Annotated in this window: 20 protein-coding genes; 13 read left to right on the plus strand and 7 right to left on the minus strand. The window is 68.7% G+C overall.

Annotated features, from left to right (window positions below; genetic code table 11):
• Window positions 1-84 precede the first annotated feature (84 nt).
• The 4 genes from K9D25_RS10485 to K9D25_RS10500 all read left to right on the plus strand — a co-directional run bounded on the left by K9D25_RS10485 (window position 85) and on the right by K9D25_RS10500 (window position 6,679).
• On the plus strand, window positions 85-1,059 hold the full coding sequence (locus K9D25_RS10485) for a CobW family GTP-binding protein (RefSeq protein WP_244375077.1): 975 nt from the start codon (window positions 85-87) through the stop codon (window positions 1,057-1,059).
• A gap of 146 nt (window positions 1,060-1,205) precedes the next feature.
• A complete protein-coding gene (locus K9D25_RS10490; protein ID WP_244375078.1) occupies window positions 1,206-2,201 on the plus strand; it encodes a WD40 repeat domain-containing protein in 996 nt (331 codons plus the stop codon).
• A 181-nt stretch (window positions 2,202-2,382) separates the two neighbouring features.
• Window positions 2,383-5,826, plus strand: a complete 3,444-nt coding sequence (locus tag K9D25_RS10495) for an autotransporter outer membrane beta-barrel domain-containing protein (protein ID WP_244375079.1) — start codon at window positions 2,383-2,385, stop codon at window positions 5,824-5,826.
• Between the two features lie 112 nt (window positions 5,827-5,938).
• A complete protein-coding gene (locus K9D25_RS10500; protein ID WP_244375080.1) occupies window positions 5,939-6,679 on the plus strand; it encodes an acetoacetate decarboxylase in 741 nt (246 codons plus the stop codon).
• Between the two features lie 4 nt (window positions 6,680-6,683).
• Here K9D25_RS10500 and K9D25_RS10505 read toward each other — a convergent pair whose 3' ends face one another.
• From K9D25_RS10505 to K9D25_RS10515, 3 genes are all read right to left on the minus strand, one after another.
• Complete coding sequence (locus K9D25_RS10505; protein WP_244375081.1) at window positions 6,684-7,643, minus strand: nickel/cobalt transporter; 960 nt, start codon at window positions 7,641-7,643, stop codon at window positions 6,684-6,686.
• On the minus strand, window positions 7,640-8,278 hold the full coding sequence (locus K9D25_RS10510) for a DUF1007 family protein (RefSeq protein ID WP_244375082.1): 639 nt from the start codon (window positions 8,276-8,278) through the stop codon (window positions 7,640-7,642). Before K9D25_RS10510 ends, K9D25_RS10505 begins: the two co-directional genes overlap by 4 nt.
• Window positions 8,279-8,424: 146 nt before the next feature.
• Complete coding sequence (locus K9D25_RS10515; RefSeq protein ID WP_244375083.1) at window positions 8,425-9,462, minus strand: aspartate-semialdehyde dehydrogenase; 1,038 nt, start codon at window positions 9,460-9,462, stop codon at window positions 8,425-8,427.
• A gap of 152 nt (window positions 9,463-9,614) precedes the next feature.
• Here K9D25_RS10515 and K9D25_RS10520 point away from each other — a divergent pair, with 152 nt between their 5' ends.
• Together K9D25_RS10520 and K9D25_RS10525 are read left to right on the plus strand one after the other, a co-directional pair.
• Window positions 9,615-9,833 (plus strand): antitoxin MazE family protein, encoded by a 219-nt coding sequence (locus K9D25_RS10520; RefSeq protein WP_244375084.1) that lies wholly within the window; start codon window positions 9,615-9,617, stop codon window positions 9,831-9,833.
• On the plus strand, window positions 9,830-10,153 hold the full coding sequence (locus K9D25_RS10525) for a type II toxin-antitoxin system PemK/MazF family toxin (protein WP_244375085.1): 324 nt from the start codon (window positions 9,830-9,832) through the stop codon (window positions 10,151-10,153). Before K9D25_RS10520 ends, K9D25_RS10525 begins: the two co-directional genes overlap by 4 nt.
• A 14-nt stretch (window positions 10,154-10,167) precedes the next feature.
• On the opposite strand, the gene K9D25_RS10530 is transcribed toward K9D25_RS10525, so the two are convergent.
• The 3 genes from K9D25_RS10530 to K9D25_RS10540 all read right to left on the minus strand — a co-directional run bounded on the left by K9D25_RS10530 (window position 10,168) and on the right by K9D25_RS10540 (window position 12,503).
• Window positions 10,168-10,563 (minus strand): rhodanese-like domain-containing protein, encoded by a 396-nt coding sequence (locus K9D25_RS10530; RefSeq protein WP_244375086.1) that lies wholly within the window; start codon window positions 10,561-10,563, stop codon window positions 10,168-10,170.
• Window positions 10,564-10,567: 4 nt separating this feature from the next.
• A complete protein-coding gene (gene ispG / locus K9D25_RS10535; RefSeq protein WP_244375087.1) occupies window positions 10,568-11,884 on the minus strand; it encodes a flavodoxin-dependent (E)-4-hydroxy-3-methylbut-2-enyl-diphosphate synthase in 1,317 nt (438 codons plus the stop codon).
• A 64-nt stretch (window positions 11,885-11,948) separates the two neighbouring features.
• On the minus strand, window positions 11,949-12,503 hold the full coding sequence (locus tag K9D25_RS10540) for a Fur family transcriptional regulator (protein ID WP_244375088.1): 555 nt from the start codon (window positions 12,501-12,503) through the stop codon (window positions 11,949-11,951).
• 194 nt (window positions 12,504-12,697) lie between these two features.
• Here K9D25_RS10540 and K9D25_RS10545 point away from each other — a divergent pair, with 194 nt between their 5' ends.
• From K9D25_RS10545 to K9D25_RS10560, 4 genes are all read left to right on the plus strand, one after another.
• Window positions 12,698-13,156, plus strand: a complete 459-nt coding sequence (locus K9D25_RS10545; RefSeq protein ID WP_244375089.1) for a hypothetical protein — start codon at window positions 12,698-12,700, stop codon at window positions 13,154-13,156.
• Window positions 13,157-13,280: 124 nt separating this feature from the next.
• Window positions 13,281-14,063 (plus strand): 3-hydroxybutyrate dehydrogenase, encoded by a 783-nt coding sequence (locus K9D25_RS10550; protein ID WP_244375090.1) that lies wholly within the window; start codon window positions 13,281-13,283, stop codon window positions 14,061-14,063.
• Between the two features lie 41 nt (window positions 14,064-14,104).
• Window positions 14,105-14,866 (plus strand): RluA family pseudouridine synthase, encoded by a 762-nt coding sequence (locus tag K9D25_RS10555; protein ID WP_244375091.1) that lies wholly within the window; start codon window positions 14,105-14,107, stop codon window positions 14,864-14,866.
• A 93-nt stretch (window positions 14,867-14,959) separates the two neighbouring features.
• Complete coding sequence (locus K9D25_RS10560; RefSeq protein WP_244375092.1) at window positions 14,960-15,376, plus strand: hypothetical protein; 417 nt, start codon at window positions 14,960-14,962, stop codon at window positions 15,374-15,376.
• 69 nt (window positions 15,377-15,445) lie between these two features.
• Here the strand turns inward: K9D25_RS10560 and K9D25_RS10565 are convergent, their stop codons facing one another.
• A complete protein-coding gene (locus K9D25_RS10565; RefSeq protein WP_244375093.1) occupies window positions 15,446-16,417 on the minus strand; it encodes a glucokinase in 972 nt (323 codons plus the stop codon).
• Between the two features lie 163 nt (window positions 16,418-16,580).
• Here K9D25_RS10565 and rsmB point away from each other — a divergent pair, with 163 nt between their 5' ends.
• The 3 genes from rsmB to purH all read left to right on the plus strand — a co-directional run bounded on the left by rsmB (window position 16,581) and on the right by purH (window position 21,484).
• Window positions 16,581-17,933, plus strand: coding sequence for a 16S rRNA (cytosine(967)-C(5))-methyltransferase RsmB (rsmB, locus tag K9D25_RS10570; RefSeq protein WP_244375094.1), 1,353 nt, complete (start codon window positions 16,581-16,583; stop codon window positions 17,931-17,933).
• A 122-nt stretch (window positions 17,934-18,055) separates the two neighbouring features.
• Complete coding sequence (locus tag K9D25_RS10575; RefSeq protein WP_244375095.1) at window positions 18,056-19,774, plus strand: heparinase II/III family protein; 1,719 nt, start codon at window positions 18,056-18,058, stop codon at window positions 19,772-19,774.
• A 96-nt stretch (window positions 19,775-19,870) separates the two neighbouring features.
• Window positions 19,871-21,484, plus strand: a complete 1,614-nt coding sequence (gene purH / locus K9D25_RS10580) for a bifunctional phosphoribosylaminoimidazolecarboxamide formyltransferase/IMP cyclohydrolase (RefSeq protein WP_244375096.1) — start codon at window positions 19,871-19,873, stop codon at window positions 21,482-21,484.
• Window positions 21,485-21,537 lie beyond the last annotated feature (53 nt).

The following is a 21,537-nucleotide window of genomic DNA, read 5'->3' on the forward strand; positions in this document are numbered from 1 at the left end:
GAAATGTGAACGGAACACGTGATCCCGGTTCGTCGCACTGCGGCGTCCGGGATGACGCATTTGAGACGACCACTGGAGTTCACCATGCCCGAAGCGGCTTCGTCCAAAATCCCCGTCACCGTGCTCACCGGCTATCTCGGCGCCGGCAAGACCACGCTGCTCAACCGCATCCTCTCCGAGCCGCACGGCAAGAAATTCGCCGTCGTCGTCAACGAATTCGGCGAGATCGGCATCGACAACGACCTCGTGGTCGGCGCCGATGAGGAAGTGTTCGAGATGAACAACGGCTGCATCTGCTGCACCGTGCGCGGCGACCTGATCCGCATCATCGACGGCCTGCTGCGCCGCAAGAACGACTTTGACGGCATCATCATCGAGACCACCGGCCTCGCCGACCCCGCCCCCGTCGCCCAGACCTTCTTCGTCGACGAGACGGTGGGGGCAAAGACCGCGCTCGACGCGGTGGTGACGGTGGCTGACGCCAAATGGCTGAAGGACCGGCTGAAGGACGCGCCCGAGGCCAAGAGCCAGATCGCCTTCGCCGACGTGATCCTGCTCAACAAGACTGATCTGGTGACGGAGACCGAGCTGAAGGACGTGGAGATGCGCATTCGCGCCATCAACCCGTTCGCCCGCATCCACCATACGCAGCGCTCCGAGATCGCCATCGACAAGGTGCTGGGGCAGGGGGCGTTCGACCTCGACCGCATCACCGCCATCGACCCGGACTTTCTGGAAGGCGGCCACCGCCACTTCCATGACGAGGACATGCGCTCCTATTCCTTCGCCACCGACAAGCCGCTGGACCCGGACAAGTTCTTCCCGTGGATCCAGGAGCTGACCCAGCGCGAGGGCGCCAATATCCTGCGCTCCAAGGGCATTCTCGCCTTCAAGGACGATGCGGACCGTTTCGTGTTCCAGGGCGTGCACATGATCCTCGACGGCGACCATCAGCGTCCCTGGCGTGCGGACGAGGCGAAGGTGAGCCGCATCGTCTTCATCGGCCGGCAGCTCGATGCCGCGGCGCTGGAAAAGGGTTTTCTCAGCTGCGTGGCGTAGAGCCTGCGATCCCTCCCCACCCTGCCCACGATCCCGGATACGGCCTGACGGCCGGTCCGGGATGATGCGGGCCGGGGGAGTTCCGTCGTGACGCCGGCCGCGAATTGGGCTAACCCGACATTTCCCGCCAAGAAGCCGTCGAGCCCATGACCTCCCAATCCTCCACGCCCTCCTCGCTCACCTCGAAGCTGCGCCCGCTCGCTCTCGGCGGCGCGGTCGTCGGCCTGCGCTTTCTCGGCACCACCGCCGGTTTCGTGCTGGGCGAGGGCGAGATCGTTCTGGTGGACGCGCAGGAGACGCGGGTGGAGGCGCATAAGGGCGCGGTTCTCTCGGTCGCCGGCGACGACAGGCGCCTCCTCACCGGCGGCGATGACGGGCGGGTGGTGGCGACCACCGCCGACGGCGCGACGCAGGCGCTGTTCGAGCAGAAGGGCCGGTGGATCGACCAGGTGGCGGCCGGGGCCGACGGGACTGTGGCCTTCTCGGCCGGCAAGACCGCGCATTTCCTTCCCGTGAAGGGCGAGCGCAAGTCGCACGATTTCCCCTCCACCGTCGGCGGCCTCGCCTTCGCGCCGAAGGGCACGCGGCTGGCCGTCGCGCATTATGGCGGCGTCTCGCTCTGGTTCCCCAATGCCCAGGCCAAGCCCGAATTCCTGGAATGGAAGGGTTCGCATCGCGGCGTTCTGTGGAGCCCGGACATGCGTTTCGTGGTGACGACCATGCAGGAAGCGGCACTGCATGGCTGGCGGCTCGCCGATGGCGGGCATATGCGCATGTCGGGTTATCCCTCGCGTGTCACCTCCATGGCGTTCACCGCTGGCGGCAAGTTCCTCGCGACCTCCGGTTCCAGCGAAGCGATCCTTTGGCCCTTCGCCAGCAAGGAAGGGCCGATGGGCAAGCAGCCTTCCATGCTCGCGCCGCGCGACGTGCGCGTCTCCAGCGTCGCCGCCCATCCGCGCGACGAAGTGATCGCCTGCGGCTACGAGGACGGGCTGGTGCTGATGGTGCGCATCTCCGACGGCGCGGAAATCCTGCTGCGCGTCCCCGATGGCGCGCCGGTGACGGCGCTGGCCTGGCGCGGCGATGGCGGCGCGCTCGGCATCGGCACCGAAAGCGGCGCGGCCGGCCTCATCGCGTTCTGAGGTTATTTAATACCGTGATTTCTGGAGGTTAGTTCCCTTCCGCTGTGGCAACTCGGCCACGGTGAGGAGAGGAAGTCGCTCGCGCGCCAACAATCTGAGGTGTGTCACCGACCTGTCACCGGTCTGTCGTCCGCGCTCGCTAGCGGGGCAGCGGGAACAGAGGACCGGGGAGCTGACCGCCATGAACCGTCACGTCACGTCGAACCGCTACGTCACGTCGACAAGCCGCCTTGCGCTGGTGGTGGCCGCTGCCGTGCTTATCGCGCCGCTGGCCGCGCAGGCCGACGATTTCAACATCAGCACGGCGACGACCACGCAGCAGACGGTCTCCGGCACCAATGTCGGCACCGTCACCGGTACCGGCTCGATCACCACCTCGGGCGTCGCGGTGCTGTGGAACGGCGCCGCCACCGGCACCGGCATCAGCGTCACCAATGACGGCACGATCAGCAGCACGGGCGGGCGCGCCTTCGACACCAACGGTTCGTCGATCACCGGTCTCTACACGCTGACCAACACCGGCACGATCTCCGCGTCGAACGACACCTTCCGTGTCAATGACGACCTGGCGAACGGCACCCTCACCCTGACCAATAGCGGCACGATGAGTTCGACCACCGGGCAGGTGTTCGACCTCGATTCGGCATCCGCGGCGACGGCCGTGGTCTCCATCAGCAATAGCGGCGCGATCACCGCCGCCGGCCAGGACGCCATCCGCCTTGGCGCGGGTACGATCACGCTGACCAATTCCGGTACGATCCAGACCACCGCCACCAACCGCAAGGCGATCAGTTTCGACGCCACGGGCAATGTCGAGAAGCTCGTTTCCTTCACCCTCACCAATGAAGAGGGCGGCGAGATCATCGGCGTGAATGACGCTGTAAAGATCAGCGCCGACGCTTCGACCAACGCCTCCTCTGCCATCATTACGGTGATCAATCGCGGCCTCATCGACGGCGGGGCCGGCCAGGCGCTCGACTTTGCCGACCTGACCTCCGCGGGCAATGTCATCGCCATCACCAATTACGGCACGCTCACATCCGCCACCGCTGACGGGATCCGCCCCGGCGCCGGCGCCACGGTGACGAATTACGGGCTGATCCAGTCGACCGACCTGTCCAGCGACGGCGACGGGATCGACTTCCAGAAGGCTGGCGGCACGGTCGTCAACAAGACCGGCGGCCAGATCATCGGCGCCAAGCACGGCATCACCGGTGACGGCGCCGTCACCGTCACCAATGAGACCGGGGCGACCATCACCGGCAAGAACGGCTCGGGCATCAATATCGACAGCACCGGCGCGACCCTGGTGACGGTCACCAATTACGGCACCATTCGCGGCGAGGTTACCGGGCTCATCGACGAGGAAGGCACGGACAGCGTGCCGGACGGCGATGGCGACGGCGTCGATGTCGACGGCCAGGTGCTGCTGAACAATTACGGCCTCATCCAGGGAACCGGCGCCTCCGGCACCAAGGATGGCGAGCCGAACACGGCCGACGGCATCGCGGCCGGCGGTGGCGTCATCTACAACCACAAGACCGGCATCATCGAAGCCTTCGACAACTATCCGAACGTGGATTCCGACGATGTCGGCCGCGCCATCCTCATCGACGACAGCGCGCAGGGGCCGGCGCCCTTCGCCACCCAGCTGTTCAATGAGGGCATCATCCGCTCCGACGGGCCGACCGTGACCTTCATCGGCACGCAGAACGACACCATCGTCAATAGCGGCCTTATCAGCAGTGGCGGCGAGGTCGCGGTCGACATGGGCGGCGGCAACGACCTGTTCGTCTATGTCGCCGGCAGCGAGGTCGTCGGGCTGGTTCTGGGCGGGGCGGGCGACAACACGTTCGAACTCTCCGGCGCGGGCACGTTCGACGTCTCCCTGCTCGGGGACGCGGCGCAGTATCGCGACTTCGGCACGCTGCTGGTGGGCGAACTCTCCAGCTTCACCGGTACCGGCGTCTCCACCTTCGACGGCGAGGTGCAGATCGACGGCTCCTTCGTGCTGAACGGTTCGCTGGCGGCCGCCTCCGTGGCGGTCGAGGACGGTGGTCTGCTTGGCGGGAATGCCACCGTCGGCAACATTGTCGTCGGCTTGGGCGGCACGGTCTCGCCGGGCAATTCCATCGGCACGGTTACCGTGCTGGGCACGACGACCTTCGAGACCGGCTCCTTCTATGAGGTGGAGCTCAGCGGCCTCGCCTCGGACCGCATCGTTACCGATACGCTCACGCTCAATGGCGGCACGGTGGTGCTCTCGGCGATCGGCCCGGTCTATACCGGCACGCCCTACGAGATCATCTCGGCGGCGGCGACGACCACGCCGTCGAGCCAGTTTACGCTGGAGGAGCCAGACTTCCTGTTCGTCAATGCCGCACTCGGCCGCGACGACGCCTCGGTGACGCTCACCCTCACCCGCAACGGCGTGTCCCTCGCCAGCCTCGCCCGCACCGCCAACCAGACCAGCGTCGCTGGCGCGCTCGACCGCGCCAATGGCAGCGCGCTGCAGGCCACCGTGCTGGCCGGCACATCCGGTCAGGAAGAGGCGATCCGCGCCGGCTACGATCTGCTCTCCGGCGAGGTGCATGCCTCGGTCGGCACGACGCTGTATTTCCAGTCGACGCTGGTGGCCGACACGCTCGTCGGCCGTCTCCGGCAGGCTTCGGCGGCCGGGGCCTCGCCGGCACTGGCGGCGCTGGCCACCGGCGGGCCGGTGACCGCCTATGCGGCCAAGGCGCCGGAGGCGGCGAGCCCGTTCCCGGTGAAGGCCCTGCCGCCTGAGCCGGCGGGTCCGGTCTACGCCGCCTGGGCACAGGGCTTTGGCCAGTGGAATTCGGCGAATGGCACCGGCAATTCCGCCGATGTCGATTCCTCGCTCGGCGGCTTCCTCGCCGGCGGCGACGTCACCGCGGGCAATGTCACCTTCGGCCTCGCCGCCGGCTATGCCTCCGCCAGCCTCGATGTCGACGACCGGATGAGCAGCGCCGACGCCGACACCGTGCTCCTCGCCGCCTATGCCGGCGCGAATTTCGACGCCTTCCGCCTGCGCGGCGGCGCGAGCTATGGCTGGAGCAGCATCGACACCACGCGCAGCGTCGCAATGCTCAGCCTGTTCGAGAACCCGCTCGGCTCCTATGACGGCTCGACCGCGAACATCTTCGTCGAGGCCGCCTATGCGGTGGAAGCCGGCGGCGTCGCCTTCGAGCCGTTCGCGCAGATGGCGTGGAGCTGGATCGACACGGACAGCTTCACCGAGACCGGCGCCTTCACCAGCGGCCTCGCTTCCTCCGGCCTGTCCTATGACGTGCCCTATTCGACGCTGGGCCTTCGCCTCGCCACCACACTGGCCATGGGCGAGGGCACGGTGACCCCGCATGCCAGCATCGCCTGGCGCCATGCCTATGGCGATATCACCCCGGAGCTCGGCATGAGCTTCGCTTCCACCGGCACGGCCTTCACCGTGGCCGGCGCGCCGATCGCCGAGGACAGCTTCCTGTTCGGCGCCGGCATCGACTTCGCGGTGGGGGCAAATGTGCTTCTCAATATCGGCTATGAGGGGCAGTTCGCCAGCGAGGTGAACACCAACGCGATCAAGGGCGGCTTCACCTACCGGTTCTGAGGCGCCGCCTCTGAGAGGGCGCGCGGCCGGGTTCTTCCGCTCGGATCCGGTCGTGGCCCCTGCCCGGCAGCGGTAAATAGGCTAGGCTCGGGCGTCGCAGGAGAGAGTCCGCATGAAGATCGACGACGTTCGCCGCACCGCCTATTCGATGCCGCTCACCAACCCGGCCTTTCCCAAGGGGCCGTATCGCTTCTTCAACCGCGAATTCTTCGTCATCACCTACCGCACCGATCCGGCGGCGCTGGAGAAGGTGGTGCCCGAGCCGCTGAAAGTGGTCGAGCCAATCGTCAAATATGAGTTCATCCGCATGCCGGATTCGACCGGCTTCGGCGACTACACCGAGACCGGGCAGGTGATTCCGGTCGAGCTGAACGGCGTCAAGGGTGGCTATGTCCACTCCATGTATCTCGACGACGAGGCCCCCATCGCCGGCGGGCGCGAACTGTGGGGCTTTCCCAAGAAGCTGGCGAAGCCGAGCCTGAAGGTGGAGAGCGACACGCTGGTCGGCACGCTTAACTATGGCAGCGTGCTCGTCGCTTCCGCCACCATGGGCTACAAATATGCGGCGCTCGACAAGGCGGCGCTGCACGCCTCGCTTCTGGGCCCGAACTGGGTGCTGAAGATCATTCCCCATGTCGACGGCACGACGCGGGTGTGCGAGCTGGTCGAATATTATCTCGAAGACATCACGGTCTATGAGGCGTGGACCGGCCCGGCGGCGCTCGGCCTGTTTCCGCATGCGCTGGCGGATGTCGCCAAGCTGCCGGTGCTGGAAGTGATCTCGGCGGCGCATTTCCGCACCGACCTCACCCTCGGCCTTGGCAAGGTGGCGTTCGACTATCTGAAGGATTGAGGCGCTAGCCGAGCGTCAGCCGCTCCGTCGCCATGAAGCCGAAGAACAGGGCAAGGCCGAAGGCCACCAGCATCAGGGCGGCGAGGAGTTCCACGCCGCGCAAGGCCACCGCCGCCGCCGATCCGGAACGGTTGGCGGCGAGCCGCACCGCCGCGTGCTTGGCGAACACCGCCAGCGCGGCGATGGCGCTGACAGTGAGCGCCGTGCCCACCCCCATCAGCAGGGCCGAGGCGGCGCCGACCCAGAAAATGCCCTGCGCCAGTGCGAAGACCAGCACGAGAATGGCGCCCGAGCAGGGCCGCAGCCCGACCGACAGCACCGCCCCCCACCAGTCGCGCCAGCCGCTCCCGCGCGGCAAATCCTCAGGTGCGGGCATATGGGCGTGGCCGTCGCCGCAGCCGCAATCCGGCCCATGGACATGGGCGGGCGTGCCGCGCCAGGCGGCCATGAGCGCGCGGGCCTTGATCCAGGCGAGGCGCAGGCCGAGGACGACGATGAGGCCATAGGCCGCGAGCTCGATGAAGCTCACCGCCCGGCTCATCGTCGCGGCGGTGGCGCCGAGGAGGGCGGCGAGCAGGCCGGCGACGGCGATGGCGGTGAGCGCCTGGGCCAGCGCGCTGGCGAAGGCGAGGCCGACGCCGCGCTTCAGCGTCGCCTCATTGGCGAGCAGATAGGAGGAGATCACCGCCTTGCCATGGCCGGGACCGGCGGCGTGGAACACGCCATAGGCGAAGGAAATGCCGCCGAGCAGCAGCACCGCATGGCCATCCTGCTTGGAGGCGCGCACGGCGGAGGTGAGCAGCCGGTAGAATTCCGCCTGCTTGGCGAGGATGAAGCCGGCGATGCCGCCGGCCTCGGGCGCCGCCGGCGCGCCGACGCCGAACGGGCTCTGGGCGAAGGCGGGATGCAGCATCAGCGCGCAGGCGCCGAGCGTCAGCGCCAGCAGGGCGAGCTGCCGTCTCACGAGCACTTCACCGTCACGCGGTTGGCGAATTGCGAGCCGAACTGGCTGGCCGAGGTGAGGGCGTTGAAGAAGCCTTCCGACAGCGTGGTCGAACTTGTCGTCGCCGCCGGGTCGGGGCGGTGCAGGGTGAGCGCGCAGCTGCCGGCGTCGCCGGCGAGCTTCACCGGATCATCGTCGGCGAGCTGGAAGGCGACGAAATAGGTGGGGTCATAAACGTCGAGCGACATTTCCCCCTTCTTCGCCGGCGGATCGGCGAAGGGCAGGGTGAAGTGCAAGGTCAGCGCGGTGCCGTCATAGGTGAGCGAATAGTCCTTCGGCGGCAGGAACTTGATGTCCTGCTTGCCGCGCTTGGCATAGGTGAAGAAATCGAACTCGTGCAGGGAGTCGATGTTCACCTGCGCCAGTTCCTTCAGCGTCTTGTCGCTGGGCTTGCCGTCGGGCGTGGTTTCCAGCCCCTGCAGCGCATAGGTCGAGAACGCCTCGTCGAACTTCCAGTGGTGGCGCACCCCGGTCAGCCGGCCATCGGGCGCGTAGTCGAGTTCGGACTGCACCTCGACCCAGACATGCGGGTGTGCAGTGGCGCCGCCAGTGAGTGCGGTGAGGACGACGAAGATCGCCAGAAGTCGCTGAATCACGTCGGGCCTCTCCGGAGCCGCTGGGATGAGCCACTGGTGGCGGGGGAGTTCGGCGGAATGGTGACGGACGGCGCCTCAAACAGCAACGGCCGCCTCGCGGCGGCCGTCGGATCGTTTCACAACCCCGTGCGGGTCGTGTCTGGACGTCAGGCCGCCTTCTGCGCCTTCGGCTGGATCAGCTTGCGGTTGACCAGCACTTCGGCGATCTGCACCGCGTTCAGCGCCGCGCCCTTGCGCAGATTGTCCGACACGCACCAGAAGGAGAGGCCGTTCTCCACCGTCGCGTCCTCGCGGATGCGCGAGACATAGGTGGCGTCCTCGCCGGCCGCTTCATAGGGCGTGATGTAGCCACCCGGCTCGCGCTTGTCGACGACCAGCACGCCCGGCGCGTTGCGCAGGGTTTCGGTCGCTTCCTCGACGCTGATCGGATTCTCGAACTCGACGTTCACCGCCTCGGAGTGGGAGATGAACACCGGCACGCGCACGGCGGTGCAGGTGAGCTTGATCTTCGGGTCGAGAATCTTCTTCGTCTCGGCCATCACCTTCCACTCTTCCTTCGTGTAGCCGTCTTCCATGAAGACGTCGATGTGAGGAATGACGTTGAAGGCAATGCGCTTGGGGAACTTCTTGGCTTCCACCGGATCGGAGACGAACACGGCGCGGGTCTGGGCGAACAGTTCGTCCATGGCGTCCTTGCCGGCGCCGGAAACGGACTGATAGGTCGCCACGACGACGCGCTTGATCGTCGCCTTGTCGTGCAGCGGCTTCAGCGCCACGACGAGCTGGGCGGTCGAGCAGTTCGGGTTGGCGATGATGTTCTTCTTGGTGAAGCCGGCGACAGCGTCGGCATTCACCTCCGGCACGATCAGCGGCACGTCGCTGTCGTAGCGCCAGGCGGAGGAATTATCGATCACCACGCAGCCCTGACGGCCGATCTTGGGCGACCATTCCTTGGACACCTCGCCGCCGGCCGACATCAGGCAGATGTCGGTGTCGGAAAAATCGTAATTTTCCAGGGCTTTGCACTTAATGGTCTTGTCGCCGAAAGAAACCTCGGTGCCGACGGAGCGGCGAGAGGCGAGCGCGACCACCTCGTCAGCGGGAAAGCCCCGCTCGGAGAGGATGTCGAGCATTTCGCGGCCCACATTACCCGTGGCACCGACGATGGCGACCTTGTAGCCCATGTGCTGATCTCCTGAAGGCCCTGCCATTCACAGGCTCGGGCGAGCGCGGGCTTTTACGCGATAAGGCGAAGCGAGGCAACGGGTGGGGGCTGGTGCTCTTGATCGACGTGGTGGGTTGCATATGTTACATGTAACGTAATGGAGTGAGCCACATGGCCACATCGGTTCGGGCACGGGTTCAGCGACGTCGCGATGCGTTGCGGGCGGCGGGGCTTCGCCCTGTGCAGATATGGCTACCCGATACGCGGCGTCCGGGCTTCGCTGATGAGTGCCGGCGGCAGTCGCGGAACGTCGCCAGGGCCGACCTGGCGGATCAGGATGTGCAGTCCTTCATCGATGCGGCCTGGGCCGATGTCGTGGCGGACGAGTGATGCGCGGGCATCTCGTGACGGTGTCGCTGCCCGGTGATATCGGCAAGCCCCGGCCGGCGCTGGTGATCCAGGCGGACCAGTTCGCTGAGACGGCGACCGTCACGGTACTGCCTCTGTCCGGCACATTGGTCGATGCGCCGCTGATCCGTATTCCAGTGGAACCGAGCGAGGCCAACGGGTTACGCAAGTCCTCGCAGATCATGGTCGACAAGCCGATGACGATCCGGCGCGACCGGACCGGCCCAAGCTTCGGCCAGCTGGAAGACGAGGTGATGCTTCGGGTCACGCGCTCGCTGGCGCTGTTTCTCGGCCTGGGCTGACGCCGGCCGCCAGCTCACCCTTTCGCCACGACCGTCTCCACCGGCGCGCCGGCCGCCTTCCAGGCGGTGAAGCCGCCCGTGAGGTGGCACAGCTTTTCCAGCCCCATTTCCTGCGCCGTCCTGGTCGCCAGTGCCGAGCGCCAGCCGAGCGAGCAGTAGAAGACGAAGCGCTTGTCCTGCTGGAAGACCTCTTTGGCGTAGGGGCTTTCCGGGTCGATCCAGAATTCCAGCAGGCCGCGGGGGCAGGAGAAGGCGCCGGGAATGGCGCCCTCGCGCTCGCGCTCGCGCGGGTCGCGCAGATCGACGAAGACCACGTCGTCGCGGCCGTGCAGGGCCGCGGCCTCCGCCACGTCGATGGCGCTCACCACGGCGTCGGCCTCGGCGAGCAGCTGCTTGTAGCCCTTCTTCATCGCCTCACTCCGCCGCATCAATGCCGGCATCGACGCCCGGCGCGGGCGCAGTGCCGGTGACGCCGAAGCGGCGCTCGACATAGTCCTCGACGATCTTCTTGAAGTCCTCGCGCAGGGAAGGGCCGCGCAGCGTCATCGCCTTCTTGCCGTCGAGATAGACTGGGGCGGTGGGGAACTCGCCGGTGCCGGGCAGCGAGATGCCGATATCGGCGTGCTTCGACTCGCCCGGCCCGTTGACGATGCAGCCCATGACCGCGACGTTCAGCGTCTCGACGCCGGGATAGCGCTTCTTCCATTCCGGCATGGAGGTGCGGATGAAATCCTGCACCTCGAAGGCCAGTTCCTGGAAGGTGGTGGAGGTGGTGCGCCCGCAGCCGGGGCAGGCGGCGACCAGCGGCACGAAGGTGCGCAGGCCCATGGTCTGCAGCATTTCCTGCGCCACCGTCACCTCGCGGGTGCGGTCGCCGCCGGGTTCGGGGGTGAGCGAGACGCGGATCGTGTCGCCGATGCCCTGCTGGAGCAGCACGCCCATGGCGGTGGAGGAGGCGACGATGCCCTTGGAGCCCATGCCGGCCTCGGTGAGGCCGAGATGCAGCGCGTAATCGGCGCGGCGCGCCAGTTCGGCATAGACGGTGATGAGGTCCTGTACCGCCGAGACCTTGGCGGAGAGGATGATCTGATCGCGCGGCAGGCCGATCTCCTCCGCCAGCGCGGCCGAGAGCAGGGCCGAGCGCACCAGCGCCTCGCGGGTGACGGCGCGCGCTTCCGCCGGGCGGGGGAGCCTGGCGTTTTCGTCCATCAGGGCGGTGAGCAGGTCGCCGTCGAGCGAGCCCCAATTGGCACCGATGCGCACCGCCTTGCGGTAGCGGATCGCCTGCTCGACGATGGTGGTGAAGTGGCGGTCGCGCTTCTCGCCGAAACCGACATTGCCGGGATTGATGCGGTATTTGTCGAGCGCCTCGGCACAGGCGGGGTACTTCGTCAGCAGCAAATGGCCGTTGTAATGGAAGTCGCCGACGATGGGGGTATCGAGCCCCATCTTGAGCAGACGCTCCTTGATCTCGGGCACCGCCATCGCCGCTTCCTCGCGGTCCACGGTGATGCGGACGATTTCCGAGCCGGCGCGGGCCAGCGCGGCGATCTGCCTTGCGGTGCCTTCGGCGTCCGCCGTGTCGGTGTTGGTCATCGACTGCACGACGACGGGCGCGCCGCCGCCGACGGTGACGCCGCCGACCTTCACCGCCACGGTGCGGCGGCGCGGGGCGGGCCCGGCGGCTTCAAGCTCGGGGGCGACGACGGGGGCGGGGGAGAGGGCGTCCATGTTCATCGTCCGGGGACTGAAGCGTGCGGCGGGCGGCAGGGGGTAAGACGGGGCGGGCGGGGCGTCAACGGGCCGCCTCGGCGGGCGTGGTGACGGCGTCCGCTTGCGCCGTAGCGGCGCGGCACTTTGCGCAGGTGCCGGCGATCTCCACCACAGGGGTGCGCGGGGTGAAGCCCTCGGCGCGGGTCGCCCAGGCGAGGTCGCGGCCGATGGCGTGGGAGGCGACTTCCGCCGTCACGCCGCAGCCCTCGCAGATGAGGAATACGATCACATCGTCGGGGCCGTGTTCGCGCCCGCAGACGAGATAGGCGTTGCGGCTTTCGATGCGGTGGGCCAACCCCTCGCTGACCAGAAAGTCCAGCGCCCGGTAGACCGACATCGGCGGCGGCTTCTCGCCGGAGGCGCCGAGCCTTTCGACGATGTCATAGGCGCCGAGCGGGGTATGGCTGTCGGCCAGTTCCTCCAGCACACGGCGACGCAGCAAGGTCAGCCGCGCGCCGCTTTTGGCGCAGCGCGCCTCGAAGCGGGCGATGGCCCCGGCGACGCAGGCCGCGTGGTCATGGTCGTGGCCATCGTGGTCATGCCCGTGCGGGCCGGCGGGGAGAGGTAAAACCGACATGTAGATATTATAGACCTTCCGGCGTCACGGCGCCATGACGGCTCGAGTCACGCCCCCTTCACGCTGCCGTCACCCGGTTCCGGCGCAGGCGACGAAAGAGGCAGCGGCTGGCGGCGGGTTCGGCGCGCTTCGCCCTTGTGGGCGTCCGCGTGCCGGAGCAGGATACAGGTGCCGGTTCGTCAAGTGGGGGTTCCATGAAGGCTTTCAAGTTCATTCTCGTGGCGGCGCTCGCGCTGCCTCTGGCGGCGTGTTTCGAGGGGCCTTCGGGCCCGGCGGGTCCGAAGGGCGAGGCCGGTGTGGCCGGCGCCGCGGGACCTGCCGGTCCGGCGGGCCCGGCTGGCGCGACGGGTCCTGCGGGCCCCGCCGGTCCCGCCGGCCCGGCCGGTCCCACCGGTCCGCAGGGGCCGGCCGGCACGCCCGGCGCGGCGGGTGCGCCCGGTTCGTCCGCAATCACGGTGCGCAGCGTGCCGTGCCCGGCGGCGGGCTGCACCAGCAGTTGCGAGACCGGCGAGGTCATCATCTCCGGCTATTGCGTCAACACCGAGCGCGGCTTCCAGCACATCGCCTCCTTCGCCGATGATGGCGGCAAGACGGTCGTCGCCTGCGAGCATCCGGTGAAGGAAGTGGTCGCGGTCTGCCTCAAGCAGCCCTGAGCCGCGACCGAGCCTTGGTCGAGGCGGGGCGGTGATGGGCACGTCACCGCTCCGCCCTAGATTCCAGCGGGCGGCTGATGCTGCTTGTCCTTGGCCGCCCGTCCCGTCGCATGAGGAATAGACTATGTCCCTGAAGGGTAAGAACGCCGTCGTCACCGGCTCCACCAGTGGCATCGGCCTCGCCATCGCCCGCGCCTTCGCCGCCGAGGGGGTGAATGTCACGCTGAACGGCTTCGGCGATGCGGCCGAGATCGAGGCGCTGCGCGCCGGCATCGCAAGCGAATTCGGCGTCCGCGCGCTTTATTCCGACGCCGACCTCACCAAGGCGGCGGCCTGCGCCGGGCTGGTGGCCTATGCGGAGAAGGAACTCGGTTCGGTCGACATTCTCGTGAACAATGCCGGCATGCAGCATGTCGCGCCGGTGGAGGAATTCCCCGACGACAAATGGGACCTCATTCTGGCGCTGAACCTGTCCGCCGCCTTCCACGCCATCAAGGCCGCCGTGCCCGGCATGAAGGCGCGGCAGTGGGGCCGCATCATCAACACAGGCTCCGCCCATGCGCTGGTGGCCTCGCCGTTCAAATCCGCCTACGTCGCCGCCAAGCACGGTATCGCCGGCCTGACCAAGACCGTGGCGCTGGAGACGGCGCCGTTCGGCATTACCGTCAACGCCATCTGCCCCGGCTATGTCTGGACGCCGCTGGTGGAAAAGCAGATTCCCGACACGATGAAGGCGCGCGGCATGACCGAGCAGCAGGTGAAGGACATGCTGCTGGCGGAGCAGCCGACCAAGCAGTTCGTCACCGTGGAGGAAGTCGCGGCGCTGGCGGTGTTCCTCGCCAGTGACGCGGCACGCTCCATCACGGGTGCTATGCAGCAGATGGATGGCGGCTGGGTGGCGAAGTAGCGCCTCTCGACGCGCGGGCTGCTTTGTGGTGTGACGGCGCGATGAGCGACACCGTCACGCCCGCCCCGCCCGCCTTCGACATCGCCGCCCGCGTGCTCTACCGCGACGGTATGATGCTGGTCATCGACAAGCCGGCGGGCCTTGCCGTGCATAAAGGCCCGAAGGGCGGCGAGACGCTGGCCGACCATCTCGACGCGCTGCGCTTCGGCCTGCCCAATGCGCCGGAACTCGCGCACCGGCTCGACAAGGATACCTCCGGCTGTCTCGTGCTCGGCCGTCACCGCAAGGCGCTGGCCGACCTCGGCAAGGCGTTTGCCGACGGCACAGTGGGCAAGACCTATATGGCCGTGGTGCGCGGCGTGCCGGGCGAGACGCGCGGGCGCATCGAGCTGCGCCTCGCCAAGCGCTCGCCGACGCGCGGCTGGTGGATGGCGGTCGACCCCAAGGGCCAGGAAGCCATCACCGAGTGGGAGATGATCGCGCAGGGCGAGGGGTTGGCGGTGCTGGCACTCTCGCCGCTCACCGGGCGCACGCACCAGCTGCGCGTGCATCTCGACGCCATCGGCCATCCGATTCTGGGCGATTCCATCTATGGCGGTGCCTCGCGCCTGCCGGGCGGGCCGATCCTGCACCTGCATTCGCGCCGGGCGGTGATCCCGCAGAAGAAGGGGCGCGAGGCGGTGGATGTGCGGGCGCCTCTGCCCCTGCACATGCGCGCCACGCTGGAGCGCGCCGGCTTCGATCCCGCCACGCTGGAAGCGCAGGCGGACGCCGCCGTCTTCACGCCACGGGCGGACCGGTAAGGGCATTCGACGCGGGTACCCCCTTGCGTCTCCCAAGGCATAAGACAAGATCATACCGTCGCGGATCGGCGGTCTGTTTGTCGGGAGATACCTGTGCGTCGAAGTGTGCCTGTTGTTCTTGCTGCCATGTGTCTCACGGCTCCGGCGGTTGCGCAGGACGCGTGGCCCGATCTCCTCGGCAAATGGGTGGGTAAGAGCCGGGCGATCATTATGAGCCCGGCGGGTCACTATGGCAGCGCCGGCAGCGGCAACGAGCCACGGTTCGTCTCCGCCGATCTCGTGATCGAGATCACCAAGCAGGACCAGGGCCGGTACATCGGCACGATCGTCTCTGCGGGCCACCGCGAAGAAAAATTCATGATCCTGTCCGAAGATCGGAAGACGCTCCGCTCGGCGGACAGTGACGGAAACTCCGTCGGCCACATCATCGATCCGAACAGCTTTGAGTTGTGCTATGCGCAGATGGCGCCGACGGTGGCCTCCTGCGCGCTCTTCAAGCGCGAAAAATAGCAAAGCTGGCTGTCGCACGCGTTCAGGTTCCGATCAGGTTAAGCCCGCCCGATCGGAACCTGCGTTTGGCTAGACCACCCGCAAACCGGGCTTGAGCGTGCGCGCCACCCGGCCTCCGAACTGGCCGCAGCCGATCAGCCCCGGCGTCGGATGGGTGATGACATGCACCGGCATCTCGGCGAGCCGGCCCTCGAAGGGCGGGTGCTCCTCGAAGGCGGCGCGGAAGTCCGATTGCGCGAACAGCGAGGCGAGGCCGACCGAGACGCCGCCGGCGAGAAACACGCCGCCGCGCGCATTGGTGATCAGCGCGAGATCGCCGGCGATACGGCCGAACAGCCGCAGGAACACGTGGCAGCTGTGCCGGGCCGCGTCGTCGTCACGCTTCGCCGCCGCAATCACCTCTTCCGGCGAGAGGGCGGTGCCGGAGAGGATGCGGTGGATGCGGGCGAGGCCGGAGCCGGAGAGCGCGTGCTCCACCACGACGGGGCCGAGCTCGCGCACCATATGGCCGAGCAGCAGCGCCTCTTCCGAATCGGCGGCGCCGAGCCGCACCCGTCCGCCCTCGCCGGTGAGCACCATGCGGTTGCGGCCGGTCTTGACCAGCATTGCGGTGCCGAAGCCGGTGCCGGGCCCGCACACCAGAATGGGCGCGTCGCGCTCGGCATGGCCGCCGCCGACCGCGACGAGGTCGTCGGCGGTGAGCGCCGGCACGCCCAGCGCCAGCGCCTCGAAATCGTTCAGCACGTTGAATTTCTGCCAGCCGAAATAGCGCCGCATCTCGCGCTTGGAGAAGGCCCAGTCACGGTTGGTGAGGCGGATCTCCTCCTCATCCGCCGGTCCGGCCACCGCCAGCACCGCGCCACCGACCGAGGCCCGCGCCTCCGCGCCGCGCTGGGCAAGATCAGCCTCGATCATCCGCTCGAAGCCGGCGAAATCGTCATTGCGGTGAATCTGGATGTCGCGCGGCACGCCGTCCGGGCCGACAAGAGCGAGGCGGGAGGAGGTTCCGCCGATATCGGCGATGAGGATCTTGCTGGGCATGTTCCATTCGCTGCAGGACGAGGCCGAGGGTGGGCGGCACGGCAAGGATTAGGGCCCATTCGGACCCGCTTCGACAACCCCCATGCCGGCATTTGGATGCACCGCTTGCGGGAAGTTGCGGATAAGGTTGCCTTCCCGCCCGCCTCGGCCTAGTCCCATCGCGATGAAAGATACGCGCTCGTCTCCCCGCCGCCCGGCTTCGGGCTCCCCCGCCGGTTCACCGCCCGCCTCCGAGGCGCCGGGCCTCGCCGCCCGCCGCGCCGCCGCCGAGGCGGTGCTCGCCGTGCTGGACACCGGCCACCCGCTCGAAGAGACGCTGGAGCGGCTCACCCGTGGGCTGGAGGACCGCGACCGGGCGCTGGCGCGGATGATCGCGGCGACGACACTGCGGCGGCTGGGCAGCCTGCGCGCGCTGCTGAAGACGCTGCTGGAACGCGGCATTCCCGACAAGGCGCGCCGGGTGGAGGTACTGATCCTCACCGGCGCGGCGCAGATCCTGTTCATGGACGTGCCCGACCATGCGGCGGTGGGCACCACGGTGACGCTGGTGGGCGAGCAGGCGGCGACCGCCGGCTTCAAGGGGCTCGCCAATGCGGTGCTGCGGCGCATCGCGCGTGAGGGTGGGGCGGTGCTGCCCGACGCCGCCGACCAGCCGGAATGGCTGGTGGAAGGCTGGACGGCGGCCTATGGCCCGGCGCAGGGCGAGGCGATCTCCCGCGCGCTGGCTCAGGAGGCGCCGCTCGACCTCACCGCGCGGGAGAACCCGGCGGCCCTCGCCGAAAAGCTCGGCGGCCGGTTGCTGCCGACCGGCTCGATCCGCCTGGTCGAGGCCGGCAATGTCACTGCGCTGCCCGGCTTCGCGGAGGGCGAATGGTGGGTGCAGGACGCGGCGGCGGCGCTGCCGGCGCGGCTGCTGCGCCCGGCGGCGGGAATGACGATCGCCGATCTCTGCGCCGCGCCCGGCGGCAAGACCGCCCAGCTCGCCGCTGCCGGCGCGCGGGTGGTGGCGGTGGACCGTTCCGGCCCGCGCCTGCGCCGGCTCAAGGCCAATCTGGCACGGCTGAACCTCTCCGCCGACATCATTGAGGCCGACGCCACGCGCCTCAATGCCGGCCCGTTCGACGGCGTGCTGATCGACGCCCCTTGCTCGGCCACCGGCACCATACGCCGCCACCCCGAGGTCGCCTGGACCAAGGCGCCGGGCGACATTGCCAGCCTCGCCGACCTGCAGACGCGCCTGCTCTCCCACGCCGCCGACATGGTGAAGCCGGGCGGGGTGCTGGTCTATTCCACCTGCTCGCTGGAGCCGGAGGAGGGCGAGCGGCAGGTTGCGGCCTTTCTTGCGCGCCGGCCCGATTTCGTCCGCGACCCGGTGACGCCGGGCGAGGGCGGCATCCCCGCGGAATGGATCAATGCCGAGGGCGAGGTGCGCACCCTGCCCACCCATCTGCCGGACGAGGACCCGCGCTTTGCCGGCCTCGACGGCTTCTTCGCCGCGCGGCTGCGCCGGGGGTGAGCTTTTCCACCGCGCCGCCTTCGGCCCTGCTGCCCGGTTGGAGGCCGGGACTCGCTCCGCTAAGCTCGCGCCCATGGCAGAGCTGGTGATTCCCGGCGTCTTCGAGAGGGGCTGAGGCGCTGATGGCCCGCGACATCCACGCGAAGCGCGCCCGCCTGGCGCTGTTCGCGATCGAGACCGGCTGGAACAGGCTGGTGGCGCGCACGCTGGTGCATCCCTGGTTTCCCTGGCGGGCGACGGCCGTGCCGGTGCCCTCGCGCCTGCTGTTCGCCCCGCATGAGCTGCGCACCGGCGACCCCGCCCGCGCGGCCGAATTCTATGCCGGGCGCTACAGCTTCGTCGGCAAGCTGGTGCTGACCGACGGCGCCTCGCCTTTCGAGATGGAGCCGCCCTCGCCGGAATGGGCGCGCGAGCTCTATTCCTTCGGCTGGCTGCGGCATTTGCAGGCGGCGGCCTCACCGGTCGCCCGCGCCCATGCCCGCGCGCTGGTCGGCGACTGGATCGCCATGCGCGGCCACCGCCTGCCGCTGGCCTCCGCCCCCGATGTGGCGGCGCGGCGGGTGACGAGCTGGCTCACCCAGGCGCCCTTGATCCTGCAGGATGCCGATCCGAGCTTCCACCGCCGCTTCATCCGCAGCCTCACCGCGCAGGTGCGCTACATCAAGAGCGTGGGCCCCAGCGCGCCGGACGGGCGGGCGCGGCTTTCCTGCGCCTTCGCCCTGGCGCTGGCCAGCCTGTGCATGGCCGACCAGACACGGTTGATGCGCGCGGCGCAGAAGCGGCTGGTGGAGGAACTCGACCGGCAAATACTGGGCGATGGCGGCCATGTCAGCCGCAATCCCGGCCTGCTGATCGAGGTGCTGCTCGACCTGCTGCCGCTGCGCCAGAGCTATGAGGCGCGGCACGTGCCGCCGCCGCCGGCGCTGCTCAACGCGCTCGACCGGATGATGCCGATGCTGCGCTTCTTCCGCCATGTCGACGGCGCCTTCGCGCTGTTCAACGGCATGGGGCCGACGCCGGCGGACGTGCTCGCCACCGTGCTGGCCTATGACGATGCGCGCGGGCGGCCGGTGGCGAACGCGCCTTATTCCGGCTATCAGCGCATGGAAGCCGGCGCCACCGTGGTCATCGCCGACACCGGCGCGCCGCCGCCGCTGCCGGTGAGCCTGGAGGCGCATGCGGGCTGCCTGTCCTTCGAGCTTTCCGCCGGGCGGCACCGCATCGTGGTGAATTGCGGCCTGCCGGCCGCCGGGCGCGACGAATGGCGCGCGGTGGCGCGGCAGACGGCGGCGCATTCCACCGTGGTGGTGGAGGATGCCTCCTCCTGCCGCTTCCTCGCCGCCGGCCCGCTGACGCGCCTGTGCGGCGCGCCGGTGCTGAGCGGCCCCCGCGACCTGCATGTCGACCGTAGCGAGCGGGGCGGGGCGGATGTGCTGCGCGCCAGCCATGACGGATATGCCGGCCGCTTCGGCGTGGTGCATCAGCGCTCCTGGCGTCTGTCGGCCGACGGCATGCGGCTCGACGGCGAGGATCTGTTCCGCGTGGCGCAGGGCGAGGAATTCTCCGCCGACCAGCCGGCCCGCTACGCGGTGCGCTTTCACCTGCACCCTTCGGTCGAGCCTTCGCGCACCTCGGATGGGCAGACGGTGATCCTGCGCCTGCCGGATGGCGATGACTGGGCCTTCACCGCGCCGGGCAGCAGCGTGGCGATCGAGGAGAGTATCTTCCTCGGCAGCGGCGCCGGCCCGCGCCGCACCGCGCAGCTTGTCATGACAGGCACCGCGCGGCAGACGCCGCGGGTGGAATGGACCTTCGTCCAGCTCAAGGCGCTGCGGGGATAGACGGCGCACGGCTGCCCTGCCGGCCGGGCGGTTCACCCGGAAGGCCAGACGTGGTAGGGGCGGCGGCTTCCTCGTTCAAACGCACTGGCCGCTCCCATGTCTGGTTCAACGCCCGCTGATATCCGCCCCATCGCCCGCGCTCTGCTTTCGGTTTCCGACAAGACCGGCCTCGTGCCCTTCGCGCAGGCGCTTGCCGCCAAGGGCATCGCGCTGGTGTCCACCGGTGGCACGCGCAAGGCGCTGGCCGAGGCGGGGCTGGAGGTGAGCGATGTGTCGGACCTCACCGGCTTTCCCGAAATGATGGACGGGCGGGTGAAGACGCTGCACCCGGGCGTGCATGGCGGCATTCTCGCCATTCGCGACGATGCCGGCCACCGCGCCTCCATGGACGAGCACGGCATCCTGCCGATCGACCTCGTGGTGGTGAATCTCTACCCGTTCGAGGCCACCGTGGCGCGCGGCGCCGGCTATGACGACTGCGTCGAAAACATCGACATTGGCGGGCCGGCGATGATCCGCGCCGCCGCCAAGAACCACGCCGATGTGGCCGTGGTGGTCGATCCCGCGAGCTACGCCACCGTGCTGGCCGACATCGAAGAGAAGGGCGGCACGAGCCTCGCCACGCGCCGCAAGCTGGCGCAGCTGGCCTATGCCCGCACCGCCACCTATGACGGCGCCATTGCCGCCTGGTTCGCCGAGGTGGAGGCGAAGGAAAACGCGGAAGCGGCGGCGGAAAGCCGGGTGTTCGGCGGGCGCCTCGCGGAGGCGCTGCGCTATGGCGAGAACCCGCACCAGAGCGCGGCCTTCTATGTCGGCGGCCCGGCGCGGCCGGGGGTGGCCACCGCCCGCCAGCTGCAGGGCAAGGCGCTGTCCTACAACAACCTCAACGACACCGACGCGGCCTTCGAGGCGGTGGCGGAGTTCGACCCTGCCCGCGCCCCGGCGGTGGTGATCGTCAAGCACGCCAATCCCTGTGGCGTCGCCGAGGGTGAAACGCTGGTCGAGGCCTATCGCAAGGCGCTGGCCTGCGACCCCACCTCGGCCTTTGGCGGCATCGTGGCGCTGAACCGCACGCTGGACGCCGATGCGGCGCGCGCCATCGTCGACATCTTCACCGAGGTCATCGTAGCCCCCGACGCGACCGAGGAGGCTGCTGCCATTGTCGGCGCCAAGAAGAATCTGCGCCTGCTGGTGACCGGCGGCCTGCCGGACCCGCGCGGCGGCGGGCTGGCGGTGAAGTCGCTCGCCGGCGGCTATCTCGTGCAGTCGCGCGACAATGCCGTGGTGGACCACATGGCGCTGAAAGTGGTGACCAAGCGCGCGCCGACGGCGAAGGAACTGGCGGACCTCGCCTTCGCCTTCCGCGTGGTGAAGCATGTGAAGTCGAACGCCATCGTCTATGCCAAGGACCTCGCGACCGTCGGCATCGGCGCCGGGCAGATGAGCCGGGTCGATTCGGCCCGCATCGCCGCCCACAAGGCGCGCGACGCCGCCGAGGCGGCAGGGAATGCCGAGCCGCTGACGCGCGGCAGCGTGGTGGCCTCCGATGCCTTCTTCCCCTTCGCCGACGGGCTGATCACCGCCATCGAGGCCGGGGCCACCGCGGTGATCCAGCCGGGCGGCTCGATCCGTGACGCGGATGTGATCGCGGCGGCGGACGCGGCCGGCATCGCCATGGTGTTCACCGGCATCCGCCATTTCCGCCACTGAGCGGGACGGACACGCCAACGAAAAAGGGCCGGCGCGAGCCGGCCCTTTGCGTG

The organism is Ancylobacter polymorphus, assembly GCF_022836935.1.
Taxonomy (GTDB): Bacteria; Pseudomonadota; Alphaproteobacteria; order Rhizobiales; family Xanthobacteraceae; genus Ancylobacter; species Ancylobacter polymorphus_A.